Source organism: Rhodococcus sp. MALMAid1271 (assembly GCF_049195265.1).
Lineage (GTDB): Bacteria > Actinomycetota > Actinomycetes > Mycobacteriales > Mycobacteriaceae > Rhodococcoides.
The window spans coordinates 59,589-81,173 of sequence record NZ_JBMIRQ010000085.1; the positions used below are offsets into that span (position 1 = coordinate 59,589).

Below are 21,585 nucleotides of genomic sequence, written 5' to 3' on the forward strand. Positions count from 1 at the left end.
TCTCAATCGTGATCGGCCCGTGTGAATACCGTGCTTGTTACTCATGTGACTGCAGTGAATATTGTGACTCATGAGTTCTATGAGTCGCGTCCGTCGTGGCCCGCGCACAGTTCGCGGTCGCTACCTCGTCGCCGTAGTAGCGGCGGCGACAGTGACGGTCTCGGCCGCGTACTGGATGGTCGATCGCCCACCGAGTGAGGCCGAGCTGCTGGTCTCGAAGTTCGTCGACGCACTGGACCATCGCGATGTTGCCGCCGCGGCAGCGCTGACGACGTACCCGAACGCTGCGTCGGCCGCGATCACCCAGATGTTCGACGGCTTGTCGGCAGGCGGCACGTCCACCGGCGACTTCGATCTCACCCAGTACATGGATCTTTCCGACGAGAGCGGCTTCTTCACGCTCGCGTCCGCGTGGCACTTCGGTGAGGGCAAGGATTGGAAGTACAGCACGCAGGGCTCGACCAAGAAGCTCAGCGTCGGCTGGCGGATCGCTTGGGACCCGGCCACCGTCGTTCCGGACCTGACCTCGGGCGGCTCGGTGCGATACACCCGCACCGACGCCGCTCCGCCGCTGATCTTCGACGCCGCGAACAACGTGCTGATGAGCGAACGCACGATCAACGCCATTTCCCTCGATCCTGCCCAGATGAGTGATCCGGTTGCGTCCACGCAGCAGCTGGCCGACGTCATCGATGTCGTGGCACCGCTGATCACCTCCGAATCGATGCTGGCAGAGCTCAATTCGTCCGGAGGTGCTCCGATCACCGCAGTGAACCTGCGCGATGACGACTTCGCCGTTCTCGAGGACGACCTTCGGGCCGTGCCGGGAGTCGTGGTCTCGCCCCAACCGAAGCTCATCGTCGACGATCGGCGCAACACCTCACCGGTACTCGATTCGCTACGCGCCGCATGGCAGGCCGGACGCGACGCCACCGCAGGCTGGGCCGTCGACACCTACACTGTCGACGGAATCGGTCAACGCCGCGTCGGATTCCAAGGGCCTGCTGGGCCGGACCTGCACGCGACGCTCGATCCGCACATCCAGTTGGCCGCCGAGAATGCAGTCGTGATGGCCGGAAGCTCGGCGTCGATCGTCGCTCTGTCTGCGTCGACCGGTGCGATTCTCGCTGCCGCACAGAACAGTTACGCCAACGAGCAGGGTGATGTGGCGTTCGGGGGCTCGTATCCAGCGGGCACGGCAGCCGATCTTGTCAAGGCTGTTCAGTCCGATCGCGGCGACGACAGCGCACAGGACGCGGCCTCGCAGCTCGGTCTCGGAATCCACTACTCGATGCCTGGTCTCGATGCCTACACCGGAACCCCGGCAGACAGTCGCAGCGCGATCGACGGTGTTCGGACCGTGTCCACCACCTCGCCAGCCGAGGCGACGGTCACGCCGTTCGGACTGGCACAAATGGCAGCGGCGATCTCGCGGGGTAGCGCGCCGACACCGGCGATCGTCGTCGGGCAGACCGCAGTCGCCGACCGCGCGGCCGAGCCGGTCGGGCCGGACGCGGCGCAGCGGTTGCGCGGGATGCTGGCCGATTCGTCGCGCAGCAGTGGCCTCGATACGTTCGACGGTGTGCAAGGATTCGCAGGGCAGAGCGGTGATGATCGCTTCGTGCTCGCCACCAGTGGCGATGTGGCGTTCGCGGTGTACATCGAGGACGCAGACGGCGGAGACCAGGCAGTGCGCATGACGAGTCGGTTGCTGCAGGAAATGGCGAACCCGGCCGAGTGATGTCGAGCAGATAGTTAGGCACGGTAGTTTTGTCCGGTGACCGTGCTCGATTTCGGACTTCTGGTGGTGGCCGGGTTCTTCGCTGGGCTCGTGGGTTTCGTCACCGGCCTCGCCTCGCTCGTCTCCTACCCGGCGCTCCTGGCGGTTGGCTTGCCTGCGGTGTCGGCGAACGTGACCAACACGGTGGCGTTGGTGGCGGCCGGTGTCGGAGCGACGGCGAGTTCCTCGGCCGAGTTGGCCAAGGACGGCAAGCAACTCGTTCGATATGCGGTCTACTCGGCGCTGGGCGGCACCACCGGTGCGGTTCTGTTGCTCGTCACCCCGGACGGTTCGTTCGAAGCGGTCGTGCCGTTCCTGGTGGCGATGGCAGCCATCGCCCTGCTGCTGCAGCCGAACATTCGAAAGCTTTCCGGGGACAAGCAGTTTCCGACGCTCTATCCCCTGGCACTGTTCGTCGTCGCGATCTACGGCGGCTATTTCGGTGCCGGAGCAGGCGTCATCTTTCTCGCGTTGGCGCTGATCTGTACTGCAGATACCTTCTGGCGCGCAAGTGTTCTCAAGAGCTTCTTCCTCGGTATCGCCAATCTGATTGCTGCCATCATCTTTTCGTTCTCCGGCCAGGTGCACTGGCTGGCGGCTCTCGCACTGGCGATCGGCTGTTTCGTCGGCGGAGCCTGCGGGCCACCGACGGTCAAGGTCATCTCGCCGATCGTGCTGCGCATCGGCGTGGGGATTCTGGGACTCGGCCTCGCCGGCTGGCTGGGGTATCAGGCCTTCGGTTGAGTCGGGTCGAGCGAGAATTCAACGATCGAGGCGGGGTCGAAGCAGTGTCGCGGTGATGCCACCCTCGGCGAATCGGAGCAGGGCGGTGTGGCGTTCGTCCATATCGCGCGCGTGCATCCGGCCCTTGGTGAGACTGTCGAGTCGGAGATTGTTGGAGTAGGTGTGCATCGCGGCGGCGACGAGGTGTAGATACGCGTCGTGAATCGCCACCTCGTTCGCCTCGGGAAACAGTGCCTGCATATGGCTCATGAACTCGGTGGCGATGGCGTTGAAGTCGTCGACGATCAGACGCCCGATAGGACTTCCCGAGTTGGCGAGTTGGGCGATGAGCCGAAAGTAGTTGTCCCATCCGGGATCACCGGTGCGGCGGCGCATCGGTTCGGTGAACGCCTCGATCAGTGCGCGAAGACGTTTCGCGCGGCCTCCGCGCGTCGGCAGCGTGGCCAGCTGGGCGCGCCGATCGGCGTTGAGAGGGCGGATGCGTCGAGCCAACACGGCCTGGAACAGTCCTTCTTTGCCGCCGAACTGCTCACTGACCGATGCCAGACGCGTGTGTGCGCGATCGGTGATATCGCGTACCCCGACGCCGAAATACCCGCGGCCGGAGAAGAGTTCCTCGGCCGTGTCGAGCAGTCGAGTCTGTAGTTCGGCGCGGTTGGCGTCCCGTTTCGATCGGGACGGCGACGCTCCGGCGGCGCTGAAGGTCACGAATCGAGTACGACGTGGCTGATGGTGCCGATCCCCTCGATGCTGAGTTCCAGTCTGGCCCCGGGTGTGAGCCAGTGTCCGGTTTCCATCCCGCTGCCTCCGGGCAGGGTGCCGGTGGCGAACAGTTCGCCGGGCCGCAGTATCTCACTGCGAGAGGCGTGCGCCAGCACTTCGCCGATGCTGTGCTGCATCCCGGCGCTCGATACCGTCGACACGGTGGTGCCGTCGATGGTGACCGTGCCACGCAGCGAGTCGATGATGGGCAGGATCTCGTCGGCGGTGACGGCCACCTCGGACAGCGAGGTCGCGAAGTGTTTGGACTTCTGTGGCCCGAACCCGCTGGCCATTTCGGTGCGCTGTACATCGCGGGCGCTGAAGTCGTTGAGCACGACGAACGCTCCGATGGCATCGAGAGCCTCGTCGGCGGTGGCGTCGAACAACGTTCGGGCCAGGACGAACCCGATTTCGAGCTCGTAGTCCAGCGCTCGTGAGTAGGAGGGCGCAGCAATCGCAGTCCCCGAGGGAACGAACGTGAGTGCATTGGACATGTAGTACATCGGTTGGGCATAGAACAAGGGCTTGGGGCGCAGCAGCGGAAAGGTGCGCCGGGTGATCGCTTCGACTGCGGCGACGGCCTTCGCCTGCATCGGATGGAAGCGTCGGACCAATCCCCGACTGGCGTCGACGACGTGGTGTTCGTAGAGCATGAAGTCACGGAACGAGGCCGGTTGGAACGGCAACAACACCGCACTGTTGCGGAGATGTTCGTCGGCGCGGGCCAGTTCCCACTCGGGATCGAAGACTCGGCCGCCCAAGGCAGACCGGTCCTCTGTCGGTTGCCAGGATGTTCCCTCCGTCGAGGTCTGCAACTGCAGTCCGTCCGCAGTCCGTATCCGTCGCAGTTTCATCGTGCGAGTCCTTTCGGTGACGGAACGACTGTTCCGCTCAGCGTGTTCCCGATGTTAGCGTCGGAACGATCGTTCCGAAAGAGTGAGTGAGGGCCGGTATGCAGGAAATTGCCGACGACGTGTTCTGCGTCGAAGGGACAGCGGTGAACTGGGCGTTGTTGCGTGACGGCGCGGCGCTGACGTTGATCGACGCGGGATGGTCGAAGGACACGGCCCGGGTGGAGGCCTCGATTCGAGAACTGGGCTGCCACCCCCGCGACGTCCAGGCGATACTGCTGACGCACGCTCACATCGACCACATGGGTGCGATCAACCACTTCCATCAGCGCTACGGCACACCGGTGTTCATGAGCGCTGCCGATGCCGAGCATGCACGCAGCGGCGATCTCGAACAGGCCAGTCCGGTCGACATCGTCAGACGCTGCCTGCGGCCGCGTGGACTGCGTTGGACGGCCCGCATCCTCGGCGCGGGTGCGCTGACACCCATCACGATCGGGCACGCGCAGCCGTACCCGCAGACCGGTCCCCTCGATCTACCCGGCACTCCGGTCCCCGTGGCCTGTTCGGGGCATACCTCGGGCCACAGCGCGTTCCACCTCCCGAGCAGCGGTGTGCTGATCACCGGTGATGCGTTGGTGACCGGTCATGGGCTCTCGCCCATTGCCGGCCCGCAACTTCTGCCGCCGTTCTTTGCCCATCGACCCGATGAGGCAGAGGCGGCACTGTCTGCGCTCGCCGATATCGATGCGGAGTGGATTCTGCCGGGGCATGGCGCGCCGTGGCACGGAACACCCACCGCTGCTGTCGAACTCGCTCGTCGCAACGCGAGTGTCACCGACAGGATCTGACGGAGAAGCGGCGAAGGTCGTAGCGGGGCGGTGCACTGAGCGTCCACGATCGTGAACCGAAGGCGGGATCCCGCTCGCGGAGCGAAATAGTGGACAGTCAGGTCAGCTGCTCGATACCACCGGGCTTTCCACGTGAATCAGGGCTTCGTGCTGAGCAATCGGGATGTGAGAGCCTCGACACGGATGGCGATATCGTCCCGCACCAGGCGCATTCGTTCCATTCCGTCGATACCGCGCTCGGAGGGCTCGTCGGTGTCCCAGTTCTCGAACGTCGGCCCGTCGACGGTCTCGACTCGCGCCTCTGCGCCGAGGGTGATGACGTAGTCCATCCGAGCGAGCAGAGCCGGGTCGATCGGTTTCGGATGTTCGCCGGACACATCGACGTCGACTTCGAGGAGGGATTCGGCCGAGAGAGCATTGATGGTGACGCCGGGTTTCGTTCCGGCAGAGTGGACTTCGACCGCAGTACCGGCCAGCTTGCGCATCAGTCCGGCCGCCATCTGCGACTTGCCGCCGTTCTTGACGCAGACGAACAGTACACTCGGGGTATCGGGCATCAGGACTCCTGGCGTGCTGCAGTGGCGGTTGGCATGGGAGAGAAGCGTTTACGCAGTGCGAGCGAGACGTACACGAGGCCGACCAGTACCGGGACCTCGATGAGAGGCCCGACGACACCGGCGAGTGCTTGCCCGGACGTCGCGCCGTAGGTCGCGATCGCCACGGCGATCGCGAGCTCGAAGTTGTTGCCCGCGGCGGTGAACGCGAGGGTGGTGGTGCGCTCGTAACCCAGGCCCATTGCGGCACCCAGGGCGTAGCCGCCGCCCCACATCACCGCGAAGTACACCAGCAGTGGCAGCGCGATGCGTACCACGTCGAAAGGCTGTGACGTGATCTGATCACCCTGCAGCGCAAAGAGAATGACGATCGTGAACAGCAGGCCGTAGAGTGCCCACGGGGCGATACGGGGGATGAACTTCTCCTCGTACCAGTCGCGGCCCTTGGCGCGTTCGCCGAAGAAGCGCGATGCGAATCCTGCTATCAGCGGGATTCCGAGGAAGATGAGGACCGACTTGGCGATCTGCCACGGCGACGCCTCGATGGTGGTCTGCTCGAGTCCGAGCCAGCCGGGAAGAACTGAGAGGTAGAACCATCCGAGGACGGCGAACATGAACACCTGGAAGACGGAGTTGATCGCCACCAGAACCGCGGCGGCCTCACGGTCTCCGCACGCGAGGTCGTTCCAGATGATGACCATCGCAATGCATCGAGCCAGGCCCACGATGATCAGCCCGGTTCGATACTCGGGCAGGTCGGGGAGGAAAAGCCAGGCGAGAGCGAACATCAGCGCCGGCCCGAGGATCCAGTTGAGCAGCAGCGATCCGATCAGCAGACGCTTGTCTCCGGTGACGGTGTCGAGGCGGTCGTAGCGTACCTTGGCCAGCACCGGGTACATCATGATCAGCAGTCCGATGGCGATCGGAAGCGACACGCCGTCGATCGAGATGGACGACAACGCGTCGTTCAGGCCGGGGATCAGGCGTCCGAGGAGCAGGCCCGCCACCATGGCCACGCCGATCCAGACGGGCAGCAGCCGGTCGAGGGTGGAGAGCTTGCCGACGACGGCAGTATCGGTCGTCGTACTCATGCCACGGCCTGCGTGGACTCTGCAGCGTTGAGAACTGCCGACAGTTGTTGCAGGGCCGCGGGAATCACCGAGTAATAGACCCAGGTGCCACGTCGTTCGCAGTCGAGCAACCCCGCCTCTCGCAACACCTTGAGGTGGTGGGAGATGGTGGGCTGCGACAGGTCGAATGCTGGGGAGATGTCGCAGACACACGCTTCGCCGCCTGCGTGGCTTGCGACGAGGCTGAGCAGCCGCAGCCGAACCGGATCGGCGAGGGCTTTGAACATCTGGGCCAGATCTGCTGCTCGATCCGCGGTGATGGGTTCACGGATCAGCGGTGAGCAGCACTCGGTCGCCAGTTCTTGGTTCGACATCCGTCTATATTGACAGTTGTCGAATCAGACGTCAATCGGGGCGACGAACCTGTACCAGTCGATATCCGACACCGAGCGCCACCACCACGATGCCGACGGCGATCGAGGTTGCCGGCAGGGTAGCGAGGAGAATCACGCAACCGATACTGCCGACTACCTGCAGAGCTCTGGGATAGCGGCGGTGCTGGGAATTCTGGGTGTATGCGCTCAGGTTTGCGACCAGGTAATACAACAGCACTCCGAACGACGAGAAGCCGATGGCGTCCCGCAGGTCGACAACCAGAATCAGGACGCAGACAACTGCCGCCACCGTGATTTCGGCACGATGGGGAACGGAGTATCGCTCGTGGACCGCAGTCAGATACGACGGCAGATCCCGATGCCGGGCCATTGCCAGGGAGGTGCGGCCGATTCCGGCGATCAGCGCGAGTAGGGCGCCCAATGCGGCCGCGGCGGCCCCGAAGCGCACCAGCGGCGCGGCCCATGAATGCCCTGCAGTGGAGACGAGATCGACCAGTGGAGCCGAGGACGACGCCAGTAACTCCGGGCCGAGAACCGACAACAGTGACAGTGCCACCACCGCGTAGACCAGCAATGCGATGCCCAGCGCCGAGACGATGGCGCGCGGGATGGTGCGTTCGGGCTGCACGACCTCCTCGCCGAGGGTGGCAATGCGCGCATAGCCCGCGAAGGCGAAGAACAGGAAGCCGGCGGACTGCAGAATTCCGTACCAACCATCGGCGGTGAAGGAGCCGAGTCCCTCGGCTGCCGGGCTGGACGATCCGGTGGCGCCGAGAGTCACTGCGGTGACCAGGACGGCGAGCACTGCCAGGACCAGGACCTTCGTCAACAACGCTGTCCGCGTGATGCCGAAGTAGTTCACAGTGGTGAGGGCCGTGATGGCGAGGATGGCAACGAGTTCGGTATAGCCCGCAGGCGCGACGTAGGCCGCGAACACCAGCGCCATGGCCGCCGAGCTGGCGGTCTTACCGATCACGAAGCTCCACCCGGCCACGAAACCCGGCCACTGTCCGAGACGCTCACGGCCGTAGATGTACGTGCCGCCGGACGTGGGGTACTGCGCGGCGAGTTGCGCCGACGAGGTTGCGTTGCAGAACGCCACCACGGCCGCGACAGCCAGACCGATGAGCAGCCCCGCCCCCGCCACGGCGGATGCTGGTGCGAACGACGCGAACACCCCGGCCCCGACCATCGAGCCGACGCCGATGACGATGGCGTCGAACAGTCCGAGTCGACGGGCCAGCGGCGGCGGAGCTGTCACGCGGGTAGCCGGTAATCGATCACGGCGACCACTGTAGAGGGGCTCGGCGATAGTTGTTCGGCGACGCCGCCCGCACCCTGGACCGGGATACGAGTAAGGCCCGCCTCCTCGGGGGCGGGCCTTACTCGGTATTGCGCACGTGGTCCGGGATCGGACCAGGAACTGCGTACTACTTCTCGTACACGTCCGGGATGCCGTCGTGGTTGTCGTCGCGGGTCTCTTCGATGTGGTACGCCCGGTAGGCCTTGTTGCGGCTGCGCAGGATGATGGCTGCCAACGAGGCCGCGATGATTGATCCGGTGAGCACACCGACCTTGACGTGGTCGTCGCGCTGCGTTCCCTCGCCGAAGGCGAGATCGCCGATGAGCAGCGACACCGTGAATCCGATGCCCGCGAGCATCGCCACGCCCAGAACGTCGAGCCATTTCAATCCGGCATCGAGCGTCGCTCGGGTGAAGCGAGACACCAGATACGTGGTGCCGAAGATGCCGATTGCCTTGCCGATGACGAGGCCGGCGATGATTCCGATGGCAATCGGATCGGTCAGGGCGCTGGCCAGGCCGGAGAATCCGCCGACGGTCACGCCTGCCGCGCAGAAGGCGAACAGCGGGACCGCGATACCTGCCGAGATCGGCCGAATCTTGTGCTCGAAGTGCTCGGCGAGGCCGGGGCCTGCCTCGGGGCCACCGGCGGCCTTGCTGCGAATCACCGGAACGGCGAAGCCGAGCAGCACGCCCGCAACGGTCGCGTGAACGCCGGACTCGTGCATGAGTACCCAGGTCACGACCGCCAGCGGGATGAGAACCCACCACGAGCGGACGCGCATCTGCACGGCGACAGCGAACAGGGCGAGCGGAATCAGCGTCAGGCCGAGCGCGACGAAGTTGATGTCGTCGGTGTAGAAGATGGCGATGACGCTGACGGCCAAGAGATCGTCGACCACGGCCAAGGTCAGCAGGAACGTCCGTAGCGCGGCGGGCAGATGGGTGCTGATCACGGCGAGCACAGCGACCGCGAATGCGATATCGGTTGCGGTGGGGATGGCCCAGCCGAGCAGAGCGCCGTCGCCCGTGCCCAGGTTGATCAGCACGAAAATGACTGCCGGAATTGCCATTCCGCCGATGGCTGCGGCCACCGGTAGAGCCGCTCGTGCGGGATCACGGAGATCGCCTGCAACGAATTCTCGTTTGAGTTCGAGTCCGACCACGAAGAAGAAGATGGCCAGCAATCCGTCGGCTGCCCAGGTCGAGAGCGTCAGGTCCAGATGGAGCGCCGAAGGGCCGACTCGGGTCCCCATCAGAGAGTGGTATGCGTCGGACCAGGGTGAGTTGGCCCAGACCAGTGCGATGACGGTGGCGACGAGAAGCAGCGCGCCGCCGACGGTCTCCTTACGAAGAATCTGCGCGACGCGATCGGTCTCGGACCAGGAACCACGCGAGAACAGCGGCAATCGCGTTCTCGGCCTGGGTGAATCTGTCGAGCTGGATGGATCTGTCACGGAGACAACGCCTTTCGGTAGCTTCGTCGAGCCGCGAACCAACCGAACTTCACTCAGCAAGTACGCAGCACAGAGTTGTTGCCGACCAGACTTCCCGGCGCACCGAGTATCACTCTATCGCGTGCAGGCCGTCATGGACGACCGCTGGGGACCAATTTCGCCAGAGCTCGCCAACCCAGCAGCAGCACGGCGGTGGCCACCGAGGCGACGATGATGAACGACCCGGCCGTCCCTTGCCCGGTCAGCGCACGCAGAGTCATACCGACCCCGACGGTCATCACCCACACGACGATGCCCGTCGGGACGATGAGGAAAGCGTCGAACTTGTTGCGATACAGCGCGAACGTGACGAGCCAGCCGATGGCACCGCCGACGACGAACGGCCACGCGGTATGGAACAGGCCGGACAATGCAGCGGCCTCGGCATGGCTGCGACGGCCGATAGCGGCGAAGAGCACCACCATGAGCAGGTCGAGGACGGCGGCAATGGCGGGAGAACGAAGCTTCACGCGCCCCACTGTAGACACCCCGACATTCGACACCGACGGCGAACGGCCCGTATCGCGTGTGCGATACGGGCCGTTCGGAGGGTGAGGCGGGGAGGGCGGAATTACGCCTGCAGCCCGGCTTCGATTTCCAGGTTCAGCGTGATCTTGTCGCCGACGACTGCGCCGCCGCCTTCGAGGGGCATGTCGATGCTGATGCCGAAGTCCCTGCGGTTGATGACGGTTTTGGCTTCGAACCCGGCGACCGGCCCGTTGCCCATGCCGGCGTTGACGCCGTTGAACTCGAGCTCGAGATCGATGGAGTTGGTGACGCCGTGGAGGGTGAAGTCACCGGTGACGACGAAGTCTCCGCCGTTGGCCTTGACCGAGGTGGACTTGAACGTCGCGGTGGGGAACTTCTCGACCTCGAAGAAGTCTGCGGTCTTGAGGTGACCGTCGCGCTGGGCATTGTCGGTGGTGATGGAGGCGACGTCGATCTCGGCGTCGACCGAGGGGGTGCCGTCGGCGGCGACGGTGATGGTGCCACTGAAGTTCTGGAAGCGGCCACGGACCTTGCTGACCATGAGGTGGCGGACGGTGAATCCGACGGTGGAGTGGGATGCGTCGATGGCCCAGGTGCCTGCGGTGAGCTCGGGAAGTGCGATGGCGGTGGTCATGGGGACTCCTTGATGAGTTGAAGTTTCAATTCTCATAGTACACAAACGGACCAAGGTCCGAATAAATTTCTCGAGAACGGAAAGTGACGGATACCACAGGGCGCGCTATGCGGGCTCCGGGTCGCCCTTCGGGCCGCGAACATCCTCGGTGCCGCGCAGATCAGCCGTTTCCTGCCGCTCGAGGGCGATGTCGAACTCGAGATCGGCATGTTGATGGCGCCGAAACAGCACCAGGAACACGATCCATCCGATGATGGCGACGAGAATGAAGCTGATCCCGCGGTACACCAGGGCCGAGGCCACGGCTTGCGATGCGGTGATCGATGCGGCGCTGGTCAAGAACGCGATCAGGGTGGCATCGACGACGACCAGCCCGCCAGGAGCAAGTGGAACCGAACCGACGGCCTTGCCCGCGGCGAAGGCGATGAGCAATCCGGACAGTCGGGGATCCGCGCCGACGGCCAGGCATGCGAACGCCAGGCACGCCACATCGGCGAGCCGATGAACCGCAGACCACGACAGCGTCAGTGCGCCATCGCGCTTTCCGAGCTCGACGGACTGAATCTGCCCGATGATCTTGTCGATGCCCTCGGCACCGGCGTCGAGCTCGTGGTTGCGTAGCGCGTTGTACCGACGCAGCCCCCAGCGTGCGATGTTCTTGATCGAGTCCGGGTGACGCGAGATATAGCGGACTGCGGCGACGATGGCGATGACACCGGCGATCGGGAGCACCACGGTGAAGGTGTTGAACGAGCTACCCACGATCAGCCCACCGGCGAGCCCGAGGACGGCAAGTCCAGCCGCGGCGATGACGCCGGAGATGGCCAGCTGCCACGACGCCACGACCGGGCTCGCTCCCCACCGGCGGGTCTCGCGATAGGTGAATGCCGTCGAGAACACCTGTCCGGCGGGAAGCGTGAGCGACATGGCGGTGCTGCCGTAGATGACAGCAACGGACTTACGCTGGCGCACCTGCACGCCACCTGCGTCGAGTAGCTGCTTCTGCACTCTGCCGAATGCGCTCAACGACAGCGCCTGCGCACCCACGCAGGCCGCCAGCCAACCCCAGTGAATCTCGCGCACCGCGGTCCAGGATTCGTGCAGTCGCGGCCACAGGTAGACCGCCTCGGCCACCAGCAACGACACCAGTGCGATTCCGGCGATCCACTTGACCCACCGCAGTCGGTTTCGCGGACGCCGCACTGCGGGTCCGCGGGTGGAACTGGGGTCCGGCACCGTGTCAGACTAACTGTCGCCGGGCGTGGCGTCGGGGTGCTCCACCGGCCAGGCCAGGTGAGTGGCGCGGCGTCGACCACGGAGTTGCACCTGGTCGCCCAACTCCCACTGCTCCTGTTCCTCGTCATCGGCGAAGTACAGGGCCGAGGTCGACGCCAGTACGCGTCCCGGTCTCAGCTTGGCCAGCTCGGTGAGCCGCGAGGCCTCGTTGACCGGGTCTCCGATGACCGTGTACTCGAAGCGTTCCGCCGCACCGATGTTTCCTGCGACGGCCAGGCCCGCGGAGACGCCGATGCCGATATCGAGCCCGGTGATCTCGTTCAGCGCGAATCTCAACTCCCGCGCGGCAGCGAGCGCCGCAGTAGGGGCATCCGGGCGATCGAGCGGAGCCCCGAAGATCGCGAGGGCGGCATCGCCCATGAACTTGTTGACGAAACCGTGATGGTTTCCGACGACATCGACGACCACCCGGAAGAACTCGTTGAGCAACACCACGACCTCGCTCGGTGGGCGCTCGGAGGCGGTGGCGGTGCTGCCGACCATGTCGACGAACAACACCGCGACGAAGCGGGTCTCGCCGCCGAGTTCGGTTCCGAACTGCAATGCCCGACGCGCCACGTCCTCACCGACGTGCTGACCGAACAGCTCCCGCAGGACGCGTCGTTCGGTCGACTCTTCCATCATCCGGTTGAAGCCCACCTGTAGGCGGCCGATCTCGCTGCCGTCGAACACATCGACTTCGACGTCGGTTTCACCGCGCTGCACTCGCTCGATGGCGCTGTGCAGCGCACTGATCGGATCGGAGATCTGGCTCGCGGTGAGCATCGAGAGCACGAACGCCTGCACGATCGCCAACACGCTGAGCAGGATGATGGCGACCGCGAGTGCATTGGGGGAGAAGACGAGATCGGTGGTGAGCTGGGTGGCGCACAGCAGGATGATGCCGATGACGGGCATCAAGGTGCCCAGCCCCCACGTCATGGCCATCCGGGTGCCGACGCCGGGCGTCATCGTGCGATCGAACCGACCCTCGCTCAAGGCCATCGCCGCGACGGGACGCAGAATGCGTTCGCCGAGCATGTAGGTGAACCCGAAGGTGACGGTGGCGGCCATACCGACGGTGACGATGACTGCGACCGACAGGGACGGCATCTCCGCGATGGTCAACAGTACGAAGATGATGCCGCCGATGATCCACAGAATCAGGTGCACGATGGCCTGTCGCAACGGCGCGTGCAGCGTCGTCATCTGTTCCTTGCGGGTGGGCGGACCGCCGCGCAACTGCCATCGAATGACCGAACGCAGCAGAAAGTAGGCGTAGATCAGGCTGACCACCAGGGCGACGCCCAGATAGGCCCCGAAGATGTACACGTTGCGAACCCGGTCGGCCACGATGGACTGCGACTCCGGGATGGGTAGGCCGTAGCGAACGAATGCGAACACCAGCACCGCGCCGAAGACGTTGGCGATGAGCATCGAGAACATATAGAGCGGCCAGCGACTCTTCAGGGTGAGCGAGACCGCTCGGAAAGATGCCAGCACAGGTTAAATTTAGCGGGTGAGCACCGACGAGTTGCGGGCGCAAGGTACGGGGGCGTCCCCGCGCCTCACTTCGGCCGCGGATTCGGTGCATCCCCTGGTGCGGGTGGGGGCGGAATGGACGTGGCGACTGCTTGTCCTGTTTGCCGGGTTCGTCACTTTCGCCTATGTGGTCGCCAGACTCAGCACCGTCGTCATCCCGTTGGGTCTCGCCCTGTTGGCCTCGGCGATGCTGGTCCCGGTCGTCGACTGGATGCACCGGCGCGGGGTACCTCGAGCCCTCGCGGTGATCATCGTCATCATCGCGAGCATCGGCGTCGTCGCCGGGATCATGACCTTCATCGTCGAGCAGTTCATCGAGGGCCTGCCTCAGGTCGGCGATCAGTTCACCCAATCGATCAACAGCGTCGAGAGCTGGCTCACCAGCGGACCTCTGCACATCAGCGAAGACCAGATTCGGCAAGCCACCGACAACATCGTCAAGGTCGTTCAGGACAATCAGCAAGCAGTCACCAGCGGAGCACTGACCACCGCCACGGTGATCGGCGAAATCCTCACCGGGGCAGCGCTCACCCTGTTCATCCTGATCTTCTTTCTGTACGGCGGTGATCAGATCTGGCAGTTCGTCACGCGTCTGGCACCGACCCAGGCCCGCCGCAAGATCCGGACCGCCGGCATCCAGGGTTTCGGTTCGCTCGTGGGATACGTCCGCGCGACGGTCGCCGTCGCCGCCGCCGATGCGATCGGCATCGGCGCAGGTCTCGCCGTTCTCGGTGTTCCGCTGGCTCTTCCGCTCGCATCGCTGGTGTTCATCGGTGCGTTCATCCCGATCATCGGTGCCGTGTTGACCGGGTTCGTCGCCGTGTTCATCGCCCTGGTGACCAAGGGGCTGATCACCGCCGTCATCACCCTCGGCATCGTGGTGGCCGTCATGCAGCTCGAAGGGCATGTGCTGCAACCACTTCTGCTGGGCCGCGCAGTGCGGCTGCACCCGCTCGCGGTGGTGCTGTCCATCACCGTCGGAATCCTGCTCGCGGGCATCGTCGGAGGCTTGCTGGCAGTACCGATCGTCGCAGTCCTCAATACCGCCGTTCGGTCACTGCTCGCCGACGACCCGGACGAGGTGTTTTCCGAACCCGAGGAGACCGATCCGCTGTACTCGGCCGAACCGAGCGATCCGCACACACCGCCGGGTGCCTACGAGCCGGAGCGGCTTCCCAAGGGGGAGTTGACGATCCCGGAGCCGGAGAGCGGAGGTTCGAAGACCGATGCCGACGGTTGATCGGGTGCGAACCACGCACACCTCGTCCGATCCCGACACCCCGCTGTGGCGGGCCTCCCAGGCTTTCAGGCTGATCACCCTCGTCTACGCCATCAGCTATCAGGCCGCGACCGTCGACAATTACGTCAATCCGCGGTTGAGTTGGGTTCTCGTAGCTCTGATGGCCGTGTGGTCGGGAGCTTCTGCGCTGGTGCTCTCGCGTGCAACGCTTCCGCGTTGGCAGGTGGTGCTCGCCGACCAGGTCATCGTCATCGCGTTGATGGCATCGACGCGACTGGTGGCCGACTACGACTGGTACAGCACCCGCCAGACCCTGCCGACCACCCTGTGGGCCACCAATGCCGTCATCTCCGCCGCGATCCTGTGGGGTCCCAGGGGCGGAATCGCGTCCGGAGTGGTGATGTCGGTGGTCAGCGCCCTCGTCCGCGACCGCTTCGACCTCGACCTGTGGTCCGACGCCACCGCCCCGGTTCTGCTCTCGGCGGGACTGGCACTGGGATTGGCGTCGAACACCGCCCGCCGCTCGCACGAGGAGTTGCGTCGCGCAGCACGTTCGGCCGCGATCACCGAAGAACGCGAACGGCTCGCCAGGCAAGTGCACGACGGGGTGCTGCAGGTCCTGGCCTTGGTTCGACGGCGCGGTCTCGAAATAGGCGGTCCGGCAGCCGAACTCGCGGAGCTGGCCGGGGAACAGGAAGTCGCACTGCGGGTACTGATCTCGGAGCAGGCCGTTCCGCGTAGTGAGCACCCCGGGTCGATCGTCGACGTCAGGGCGCTGCTGAACACCCAGGCCAGTACCGCTGTGTCCGTCTCGACCCCTGCCGATCCGGTTCTCGTCGAATCCCACGTGGCCCGGGAGCTGGCCGCCGTCGTCGCAACTGCCTTGTCCAATGTCGAACTCCATGCTGGTGCCGAGGCGCGGGCCTACGTACTGCTCGAAGACGTCGACGGGGAGTTGATCGTGAGTATTCGCGACGACGGACAAGGGATTCCAGCTGGACGGCTTGCCGCCGCCGAAGCCGAAGGCCGGATGGGAGTGTCGAAATCGATCCTCGGCCGCGTCGAATCCCTCGGTGGCACTGCGATACTCGACACCAACGAGGGCGACGGGACCGAATGGGAGATCCGAGTACCACGAGCGGGAGGACCGGCATGACCGAGGACGAGAACGCGCATCCCGAGATCGCGGTGATGGTCGTCGACGATCACCCGATGTGGCGCGACGGTGTTGCCCGTGATCTCGACGCCGCCGGATTCAGGGTCGTCGCCACCGCGGACGGCGTTGCCGCTGCCGGACGCCGGGCCCGGGCCACCACTCCCGACGTCGTGCTGATGGACATGCAGCTACCCGACGGCAACGGAGCCGACGCCACTGTGGCGGTTCTGGAAGCGTCGCCCGAGACCAAGATCCTGGTGCTGTCGGCGTCGGCAGAACGCAGCGACGTGCTCGACGCGATCAAGGCGGGTGCGACGGGATACCTGGTCAAGAGTGCGTCGGCGGAGGAACTGTTCGACGCGGTCCGCGCCACGTCGGCCGGGCAGGCGGTGTTCACACCCGGCCTCGCGGGCCTGGTCCTCGGGGAGTTCCGACGGATGTCGTCCTCGCCCGAACCGGAATCCGACACCCGCCCGACGCTGACGGATAGGGAAACCGAGGTGCTGCGTTTGGTCGCAAAGGGACTGAGCGCCAAGCAGATTGCGACGCGATTGACGCTCAGTCACCGCACCGTCGAGAATCACGTGCAGGCGACGCTGCGGAAATTGCAGCTGGCCAATCGCGTGGAATTGACCCGCTACGTCATCGAAAAGGGTCTGTGAGGGTTTGCGTCGCGGGCCGACGGGCACTCTTGACCCCATGACCGACAACGAAGCAGTGGACACCACCGTCGACCCGGCGAAGCATTCGAAAGGCGTCGACGCCGATCAGGATCAGACCGGCGGCGAACGCGATGAGGCGATCGACGAGTTCGACGGCCATCTCGACGGGTCCGGCGAGGAGTCGTCGTTGCCGACTCCCGAGCCGACCGAGGTAGCCGACCAGTCCGAGGAGAAGACAGTGCCGCGGTCCGAGTAGCTCTACCGCGCACACAACCGGTGGAGCGCGAACTTGGCGACGGGCAGATAGGGCAGCACCAGGGGTGCAGGGCCGTCGACCGTCAACCAGGCCCGGGTTCCGCTCGGCCGCGACACGACCCCATGAGTCAGGTCGATCCCGATGGCCTGATTCTGGAACCACGCAGACCACGCCCAGGTCCACGACCGTTCGTCGATCGAGTGCACCCGAAACTCGATCGGAACACCCAGTGGTCCCAGCACCCGACCGGTGGTCTCGGCAGCGAGTCGCTCGCCGCCGTATTCGACGCCGGTGATCTGCGGTGCCCAGATCTTCCACTGCGCCGGTTCCATGTAGCGTTCCCAGACCTCGGACGCCGGGGCGTGACCGGTGGATTGCAGTGTCGCTCGCATCTGCCCTGCCTACCCGTTGGTAGCAGTTGCCACACAGAAATTCCGCGAGGGTTCGGTCACTGTCCATCGGCGCGCCGCCGGATGGATCCTCTGGTGAGAAGACTGAGCGAGTGCGCATCGTGCAACTCGCCAACTTCTACGGGCCACGCTCCGGTGGGCTGCGGACGGCAGTCGACCAGCTCGGGGCGGGTTACGTGGCCGGTGGTCACGAGGTGACGTTGATCGTGCCGGGAGCGCAGTGGCGTGAAGAACTGTTGCCTTCGGGAGTGGTCCGCATCGAGGTACCCGCACCGCAGATTCCGTGCACCGGCGGCTATCGGGTGGCCGATCCGCGCCGGGTGTCTTCGGTGGCGTCCGGACTGCGGCCGGACGTGATCGAGGTGTCGGATCGACTCACGCTGCGTGGCATGGGTCGCTGGGCCGCCCGCCGGGACATCCGCAGCGTGATGATCTCTCACGAGCGCCTCGATCGACTGTTCGCGCAGACGATGCCGATGCGCTGTGCCCGACCCGTCGCCGATCTGGCGAACCGGCGCACCGCCGAGCAATACGACGCCGTCGTGTGCACCACGCAGTTCGCTCAGCAGGAGTTCGAGCGCATCGGTGTCCGCAACGTGCACCGGGTGCCTCTCGGGGTGGATCTGGACCTGTTCCATCCGCGGCGCAGACACGTCGAGGAGCGCTCGGCAGTGGCGGAACGGCTACTGGTGCACTGCGGCCGACTGTCGGTGGAAAAGCACGTCGAGAGAAGCATCGATTCGCTTGCTGCGCTGCGTAACTCAGGAATTTCCGCGCGATTGATCATCGCCGGCGATGGACCTCGCCGGGCAGGTCTGCAGCGACGCGCCCGCGGCCTACCCGTCGATTTCCTCGGATTCGTCTCCGGCCGATCGACGGTCGCGGAGTTGCTGGCCTCGGCCGACATCGCACTCGCACCCGGACCGCACGAAACCTTCGGGCTCGCCGCGCTGGAGTCACTGGCAGTGGGCACCCCCGTCGTCGTCTCCGAGACCTCGGCGCTGGCACAGATCGTCACCCCACACTGCGGAGGATCCTCGAAGAACACCGCGGACGGGTTCGCCGCCGAGATCGCGCGCGTACTCGAACTCCCTGCCGACGGCCGTCGCATCGCCGCCAGGTTGCGTGCCGAGCAGTTCGGTTGGCCCGCTTCGGTGTCTGGAATGCTCTCGGTTCTCGGTGGTCGCGCAGCCTGAGATCTTCGCTACCCTGGATGCATGGAGGCCAGGGATCTGCGAGTGTCCGATGCCGAACGCGAGCACGTCGGCCAGCTGCTGCAACGCGCGGTGGGACAGGGCATGCTCTCGCTCGGCGAGTTCACCGAGCGCATGGACACCGCCTTGGCGTCGAAAACTCGTGGTGAGCTGAATTCGGTACTGGCCGACCTGCCCGGGATGCAGATCGCCGAGCAGCATCGCCCGTCGGTGAAGCCGGTTGCCGAACCGCCCCCGCGCCGCGTCGTCCAGGAGCATTGGGGCCACGGCGGCGGATCCTCGGACACGCTGCGCGGCACCATGTCCACCATCGCCCGCAAGGGGAAGTGGAACGTGCCACCGAGCTTGCGCCTGTCCACCCGCATGTCCACGGTGACGCTCGATTTCACCCAGGCCGTGATGTCCACCCAGGTGGTCGAAATACACGTCGACGACTACTGCAGCACCGTCACGCTGATCGTGCCGACCGAAGCGACCGTCGACCTCAACGCCGTCGACACCGTTGCGGGCAGCGCTACCAACAAGGTTCGCACCGGCCCACCCTATGGTCCGCTCCACCTCGTCGTCTCGGGCAAGGTTCGCCTGGGCTCGGTGACCGCGAAGCATCCCTTCGGTAGCTCGCTGCGCAGGATGTTCGGCTAGAGCCCGGCCTGCGTCGATTACTCGAGCGAACCGAGTAGCACTACTCACGCTATTCGAGGCCGACCGCCGCAGAATCTTTCGCATGACTTCTTCCCAGAACGCCGGGCTGGATCCGCAACTCGTCGCGCGCCTGTCCAGTCGCTTCGATTCACTGGGCGACCACATGCGTCAGGTCGCCGTGGATCTGCAGACCTTGCAGTCACAACTCGGTGCTGCCCGCCAATTTCCTGTTCCCCAAGCTCCTGTTCCCCTCGCGCAGTCCTATGCAGCGCCTTTCGTGCCGCAGCAGCCCCCTCCGCAGAACTACGGTCAGCCGATCCACCGGACCATGGGTCAGCCCGCCGGCCGGCCGGCCGATCGCACTCAGCCGGCCGCGCCAACGCCGCGTGGGCCGGTAGTTGCGCCGCGTCCGCCCGCTCCGCCCAGGGAGCCCTGGTGGCAGCGGGACGGTGTCATCAGCCGCCTGCTCGCCGTCGCCGGTGCAGGCGTCACCCTCGTCGGTGTCGTGATGCTGTTGGTGCTCGCGGCGCAGGCGGGGTGGTTCGGCCCGCCGCTGCGCGTCGCGGCCGGCGCCGTGTTCTCGCTCGCACTGATCGCCGCAGGCGTTCGGGTGTTCGGACGCTCCGGCGGACGCGTCGGCGGAATCGCCCTCGCCGCCACCGGAATCGCCGGCCTCTACCTCGACGTTCTCGCGACGTCGGTGCTGTACGGCTGGCTCGATCCGGTCATCGGTCTGCTCGTCGCATTCGGAATCGCAGCTGCGGGAACGGCCCTGGCGGTGCAGTGGACATCGCAGCCGATGGCCGTGTTGATCCTGGCCGGTGTCGCCGTGTGTGGCCCGGTGCTGACCGACGGGCTCACCCTGACTTTGATCGCGTTCTTCACGGCCACCTATCTCGCCGGCTTCCCCGCCCAGCTCGGACGGAATTGGCAACTCCTGCAGATCGTTCGCACCCTTCCCCTCGTCGGTACGGTACTGGCGGCCGTCGCCAGTGCCGATGTGAGCGGAACGACCGGCGACTACTGGCTGCTGTCGGCGATCGTGTCGGTGGCCGTCCTCGGCATCGGAACCTCCCTGGAATTGCTGCGCCGCAACACCTCCGATGTGGTGGCGACCGTGATGATCGCTCTCGCGTCACTGCCGGTCCTGCTCTGCGTGGACGTTTTCGATCGAGCCGTCGTCGTCGCCGTTCAACTGGTCCTCGCTGCGGGCGCTCTGGCGATCGTCGTGCTGGTCGGTTGGCTTCCCGGACACGCCCGCGTCACCGTCGCGGTGATCGGCGCGTTGGCCACCCTGCAGGCTGCCGTCGAATCGACGACCGTCGAGATCCGCCCGGTCGTAGTGTTCGCCGTCGCCCTGGCGCTGCTCGCCGTGGCGCACAGCACCCGCTCGACGTTGGCGTACTCGATCGGCAGCGGATTCGGTGTGATCGCCGCGTTGATGTTCGTCTCGATCTGCCCTCCGCGTACCCTGCTGGACTCCAACCATGCCGTCGGAAGCGCGGGGATCATCGTCGGCGGAATCCTGCTTGCAGCAACGGCCTTCGCGTTCGCGTACGTCCTGGCCGCACTGAAATTGCTCGACGACGGAAGGCAGACCCTGGCTGTCGTCTCCGGTGTTCTCGCGCTGTACGGGCTGACGGCGTCCACGGTGTCCCTCGGTATCGGAATCGGCGGGGAAACAACCGGATTCACGGCCGGTCACACCGCGGCGACCATCGAGTGGATGATCGCGGCCTTCGCGCTCCTGGCCTTCGGGCTGCGCAGCGTCACCCACGCCCACGTGGCGCTACTGGCCGGGCTGTCCTTGACCGCAGCGGCGATCGCGAAACTCTTCTTGTTCGATCTCGTCGCCCTGGACGGACTGTTCCGCGTCATCGCCTTCATCGCCGTGGGACTGTTGCTGCTGATCGCCGGTACCCGGTACGCCAAGGTGTTCGCGGATCGCGAGAGTGCAGCTACATCCTGACTCCCGCGATGGGGCGGAGAATCAGACCTCCTCGGGAGCAGTCTCGCCGAGTCCGAGCTTCTTCTGCATTCGTTTCATTGCGGCCGGGGCCCACCAGCTGGCGTCGCCGAGCAGTTTCATCGTGGCAGGTACGAGGAACATGCGGATGACGGTGGCGTCGATGATGAGTGCGGCGATCATGCCGTAGGCGATGTACTTCATCATCACCAGATCGGAGAACGCGAATGCTCCGGTGACGACGATGAGGATCAAGGCTGCGGCGGTGATGATGCGTCCGGTGTGCGAGGTGCC

At 65.3% G+C, this 21,585-nt stretch carries 23 protein-coding genes; 10 read left to right on the plus strand and 13 right to left on the minus strand.

Annotation, left to right across the window (positions count from 1 at the left end; translation table 11 throughout):
* The first annotated feature begins 79 nt into the window (after window positions 1–79).
* Together ACOQFP_RS12680 and ACOQFP_RS12685 are read left to right on the plus strand one after the other, a co-directional pair.
* The gene (locus ACOQFP_RS12680) at window positions 80–1,741 is read left to right on the plus strand and encodes an NTF2-like N-terminal transpeptidase domain-containing protein (RefSeq protein ID WP_421584523.1); all 1,662 of its coding nucleotides are present in this window, start codon (window positions 80–82) and stop codon (window positions 1,739–1,741) included.
* A 36-nt stretch (window positions 1,742–1,777) separates the two neighbouring features.
* Complete coding sequence (locus tag ACOQFP_RS12685; RefSeq protein WP_206489716.1) at window positions 1,778–2,524, plus strand: sulfite exporter TauE/SafE family protein; 747 nt, start codon at window positions 1,778–1,780, stop codon at window positions 2,522–2,524.
* Window positions 2,525–2,542: 18 nt separating this feature from the next.
* Here ACOQFP_RS12685 and ACOQFP_RS12690 read toward each other — a convergent pair whose 3' ends face one another.
* The gene (locus ACOQFP_RS12690) at window positions 2,543–3,232 is read right to left on the minus strand and encodes a TetR/AcrR family transcriptional regulator (protein WP_206489715.1); all 690 of its coding nucleotides are present in this window, start codon (window positions 3,230–3,232) and stop codon (window positions 2,543–2,545) included.
* A complete protein-coding gene (locus tag ACOQFP_RS12695; RefSeq protein WP_421584512.1) occupies window positions 3,229–4,140 on the minus strand; it encodes a fumarylacetoacetate hydrolase family protein in 912 nt (303 codons plus the stop codon). The genes ACOQFP_RS12690 and ACOQFP_RS12695 overlap by 4 nt, the downstream gene beginning before the upstream one ends.
* 98 nt (window positions 4,141–4,238) lie before the next feature.
* Between ACOQFP_RS12695 and ACOQFP_RS12700 the strand changes: the two genes are divergently transcribed.
* Entirely contained in the window at window positions 4,239–4,988 is a 750-nt protein-coding gene (locus ACOQFP_RS12700) for an MBL fold metallo-hydrolase (protein WP_421584513.1), read from the plus strand.
* Between the two features lie 137 nt (window positions 4,989–5,125).
* On the opposite strand, the gene ACOQFP_RS12705 is transcribed toward ACOQFP_RS12700, so the two are convergent.
* The 9 genes from ACOQFP_RS12705 to ACOQFP_RS12745 form a co-directional block, all read right to left on the minus strand.
* On the minus strand, window positions 5,126–5,545 hold the full coding sequence (locus ACOQFP_RS12705; protein WP_421584514.1) for a low molecular weight phosphatase family protein: 420 nt from the start codon (window positions 5,543–5,545) through the stop codon (window positions 5,126–5,128).
* A complete protein-coding gene (gene arsB, locus ACOQFP_RS12710) occupies window positions 5,545–6,633 on the minus strand; it encodes an ACR3 family arsenite efflux transporter (protein WP_341243827.1) in 1,089 nt (362 codons plus the stop codon). The genes ACOQFP_RS12705 and arsB overlap by 1 nt, the downstream gene beginning before the upstream one ends.
* A complete protein-coding gene (locus tag ACOQFP_RS12715) occupies window positions 6,630–6,986 on the minus strand; it encodes a metalloregulator ArsR/SmtB family transcription factor (RefSeq protein WP_341243826.1) in 357 nt (118 codons plus the stop codon). Before ACOQFP_RS12715 ends, arsB begins: the two co-directional genes overlap by 4 nt.
* A 31-nt stretch (window positions 6,987–7,017) precedes the next feature.
* Window positions 7,018–8,268, minus strand: a complete 1,251-nt coding sequence (locus ACOQFP_RS12720; protein WP_421584515.1) for an APC family permease — start codon at window positions 8,266–8,268, stop codon at window positions 7,018–7,020.
* A gap of 169 nt (window positions 8,269–8,437) precedes the next feature.
* On the minus strand, window positions 8,438–9,766 hold the full coding sequence (nhaA, locus tag ACOQFP_RS12725; protein WP_341243824.1) for a Na+/H+ antiporter NhaA: 1,329 nt from the start codon (window positions 9,764–9,766) through the stop codon (window positions 8,438–8,440).
* Window positions 9,767–9,897: 131 nt separating this feature from the next.
* Entirely contained in the window at window positions 9,898–10,284 is a 387-nt protein-coding gene (locus tag ACOQFP_RS12730) for a DUF3054 domain-containing protein (protein WP_421584524.1), read from the minus strand.
* Between the two features lie 92 nt (window positions 10,285–10,376).
* Window positions 10,377–10,928: a YceI family protein gene (locus tag ACOQFP_RS12735; RefSeq protein ID WP_206489706.1), complete on the minus strand. Its 552-nt coding sequence runs from the start codon at window positions 10,926–10,928 to the stop codon at window positions 10,377–10,379.
* A 105-nt stretch (window positions 10,929–11,033) separates the two neighbouring features.
* Window positions 11,034–12,164: a lysylphosphatidylglycerol synthase transmembrane domain-containing protein gene (locus ACOQFP_RS12740; RefSeq protein ID WP_421584516.1), complete on the minus strand. Its 1,131-nt coding sequence runs from the start codon at window positions 12,162–12,164 to the stop codon at window positions 11,034–11,036.
* A gap of 9 nt (window positions 12,165–12,173) precedes the next feature.
* Entirely contained in the window at window positions 12,174–13,649 is a 1,476-nt protein-coding gene (locus tag ACOQFP_RS12745) for an adenylate/guanylate cyclase domain-containing protein (RefSeq protein ID WP_421584525.1), read from the minus strand.
* A 142-nt stretch (window positions 13,650–13,791) separates the two neighbouring features.
* Between ACOQFP_RS12745 and ACOQFP_RS12750 the strand changes: the two genes are divergently transcribed.
* The 4 genes from ACOQFP_RS12750 to ACOQFP_RS12765 are packed head-to-tail and all read left to right on the plus strand — an operon-like array spanning window position 13,792 to window position 17,059.
* Window positions 13,792–14,985: an AI-2E family transporter gene (locus ACOQFP_RS12750; protein ID WP_206489750.1), complete on the plus strand. Its 1,194-nt coding sequence runs from the start codon at window positions 13,792–13,794 to the stop codon at window positions 14,983–14,985.
* Window positions 14,972–16,141 carry a MacS family sensor histidine kinase gene (macS, locus tag ACOQFP_RS12755; RefSeq protein WP_421584517.1) on the plus strand — a complete coding sequence of 390 codons (1,170 nt, stop codon included), beginning with the start codon at window positions 14,972–14,974 and terminating at the stop codon, window positions 16,139–16,141. Before ACOQFP_RS12750 ends, macS begins: the two co-directional genes overlap by 14 nt.
* Before the next feature lie 35 nt (window positions 16,142–16,176).
* Entirely contained in the window at window positions 16,177–16,803 is a 627-nt protein-coding gene (locus ACOQFP_RS12760) for a response regulator (RefSeq protein WP_421584526.1), read from the plus strand.
* 37 nt (window positions 16,804–16,840) lie between these two features.
* A complete protein-coding gene (locus ACOQFP_RS12765; protein ID WP_206489702.1) occupies window positions 16,841–17,059 on the plus strand; it encodes an autophagy-related protein 2 in 219 nt (72 codons plus the stop codon).
* A 2-nt stretch (window positions 17,060–17,061) separates the two neighbouring features.
* On the opposite strand, the gene ACOQFP_RS12770 is transcribed toward ACOQFP_RS12765, so the two are convergent.
* Entirely contained in the window at window positions 17,062–17,451 is a 390-nt protein-coding gene (locus tag ACOQFP_RS12770; protein ID WP_421584518.1) for a MarR family transcriptional regulator, read from the minus strand.
* A gap of 110 nt (window positions 17,452–17,561) precedes the next feature.
* Here ACOQFP_RS12770 and ACOQFP_RS12775 point away from each other — a divergent pair, with 110 nt between their 5' ends.
* The 3 genes from ACOQFP_RS12775 to ACOQFP_RS12785 all read left to right on the plus strand — a co-directional run bounded on the left by ACOQFP_RS12775 (window position 17,562) and on the right by ACOQFP_RS12785 (window position 21,294).
* Entirely contained in the window at window positions 17,562–18,665 is a 1,104-nt protein-coding gene (locus tag ACOQFP_RS12775; protein ID WP_421584519.1) for a glycosyltransferase, read from the plus strand.
* Between the two features lie 21 nt (window positions 18,666–18,686).
* Window positions 18,687–19,325, plus strand: a complete 639-nt coding sequence (locus ACOQFP_RS12780; RefSeq protein WP_206489699.1) for a DUF1707 SHOCT-like domain-containing protein — start codon at window positions 18,687–18,689, stop codon at window positions 19,323–19,325.
* A gap of 82 nt (window positions 19,326–19,407) precedes the next feature.
* Complete coding sequence (locus ACOQFP_RS12785; protein ID WP_421584520.1) at window positions 19,408–21,294, plus strand: DUF2339 domain-containing protein; 1,887 nt, start codon at window positions 19,408–19,410, stop codon at window positions 21,292–21,294.
* A 21-nt stretch (window positions 21,295–21,315) separates the two neighbouring features.
* Here ACOQFP_RS12785 and ACOQFP_RS12790 read toward each other — a convergent pair.
* Window positions 21,316–21,585: MMPL family transporter (locus ACOQFP_RS12790; RefSeq protein WP_421584521.1), on the minus strand; the 270-nt coding region annotated here is incomplete at its 5' end.

Coding starts and splice junctions, on each gene's coding strand:
- ACOQFP_RS12715 (WP_341243826.1), bottom strand. CDS start 6,986: ATGTCGAACCAAGAACTGGCGACCGAGTGCTGCTCACCGCTGATCCGT.
- ACOQFP_RS12680 (WP_421584523.1), top strand. CDS start 80: ATGAGTCGCGTCCGTCGTGGCCCGCGCACAGTTCGCGGTCGCTACCTC.
- ACOQFP_RS12735 (WP_206489706.1), bottom strand. CDS start 10,928: ATGACCACCGCCATCGCACTTCCCGAGCTCACCGCAGGCACCTGGGCC.
- ACOQFP_RS12780 (WP_206489699.1), top strand. CDS start 18,687: ATGGAGGCCAGGGATCTGCGAGTGTCCGATGCCGAACGCGAGCACGTC.
- ACOQFP_RS12700 (WP_421584513.1), top strand. CDS start 4,239: ATGCAGGAAATTGCCGACGACGTGTTCTGCGTCGAAGGGACAGCGGTG.
- ACOQFP_RS12760 (WP_421584526.1), top strand. CDS start 16,177: ATGGTCGTCGACGATCACCCGATGTGGCGCGACGGTGTTGCCCGTGAT.
- macS (WP_421584517.1), top strand. CDS start 14,972: ATGCCGACGGTTGATCGGGTGCGAACCACGCACACCTCGTCCGATCCC.
- ACOQFP_RS12745 (WP_421584525.1), bottom strand. CDS start 13,649: ATGTTCTCGATGCTCATCGCCAACGTCTTCGGCGCGGTGCTGGTGTTC.
- ACOQFP_RS12765 (WP_206489702.1), top strand. CDS start 16,841: ATGACCGACAACGAAGCAGTGGACACCACCGTCGACCCGGCGAAGCAT.
- ACOQFP_RS12770 (WP_421584518.1), bottom strand. CDS start 17,451: ATGCGAGCGACACTGCAATCCACCGGTCACGCCCCGGCGTCCGAGGTC.
- ACOQFP_RS12695 (WP_421584512.1), bottom strand. CDS start 4,140: ATGAAACTGCGACGGATACGGACTGCGGACGGACTGCAGTTGCAGACC.
- ACOQFP_RS12705 (WP_421584514.1), bottom strand. CDS start 5,545: ATGCCCGATACCCCGAGTGTACTGTTCGTCTGCGTCAAGAACGGCGGC.
- ACOQFP_RS12785 (WP_421584520.1), top strand. CDS start 19,408: ATGACTTCTTCCCAGAACGCCGGGCTGGATCCGCAACTCGTCGCGCGC.
- arsB (WP_341243827.1), bottom strand. CDS start 6,633: ATGAGTACGACGACCGATACTGCCGTCGTCGGCAAGCTCTCCACCCTC.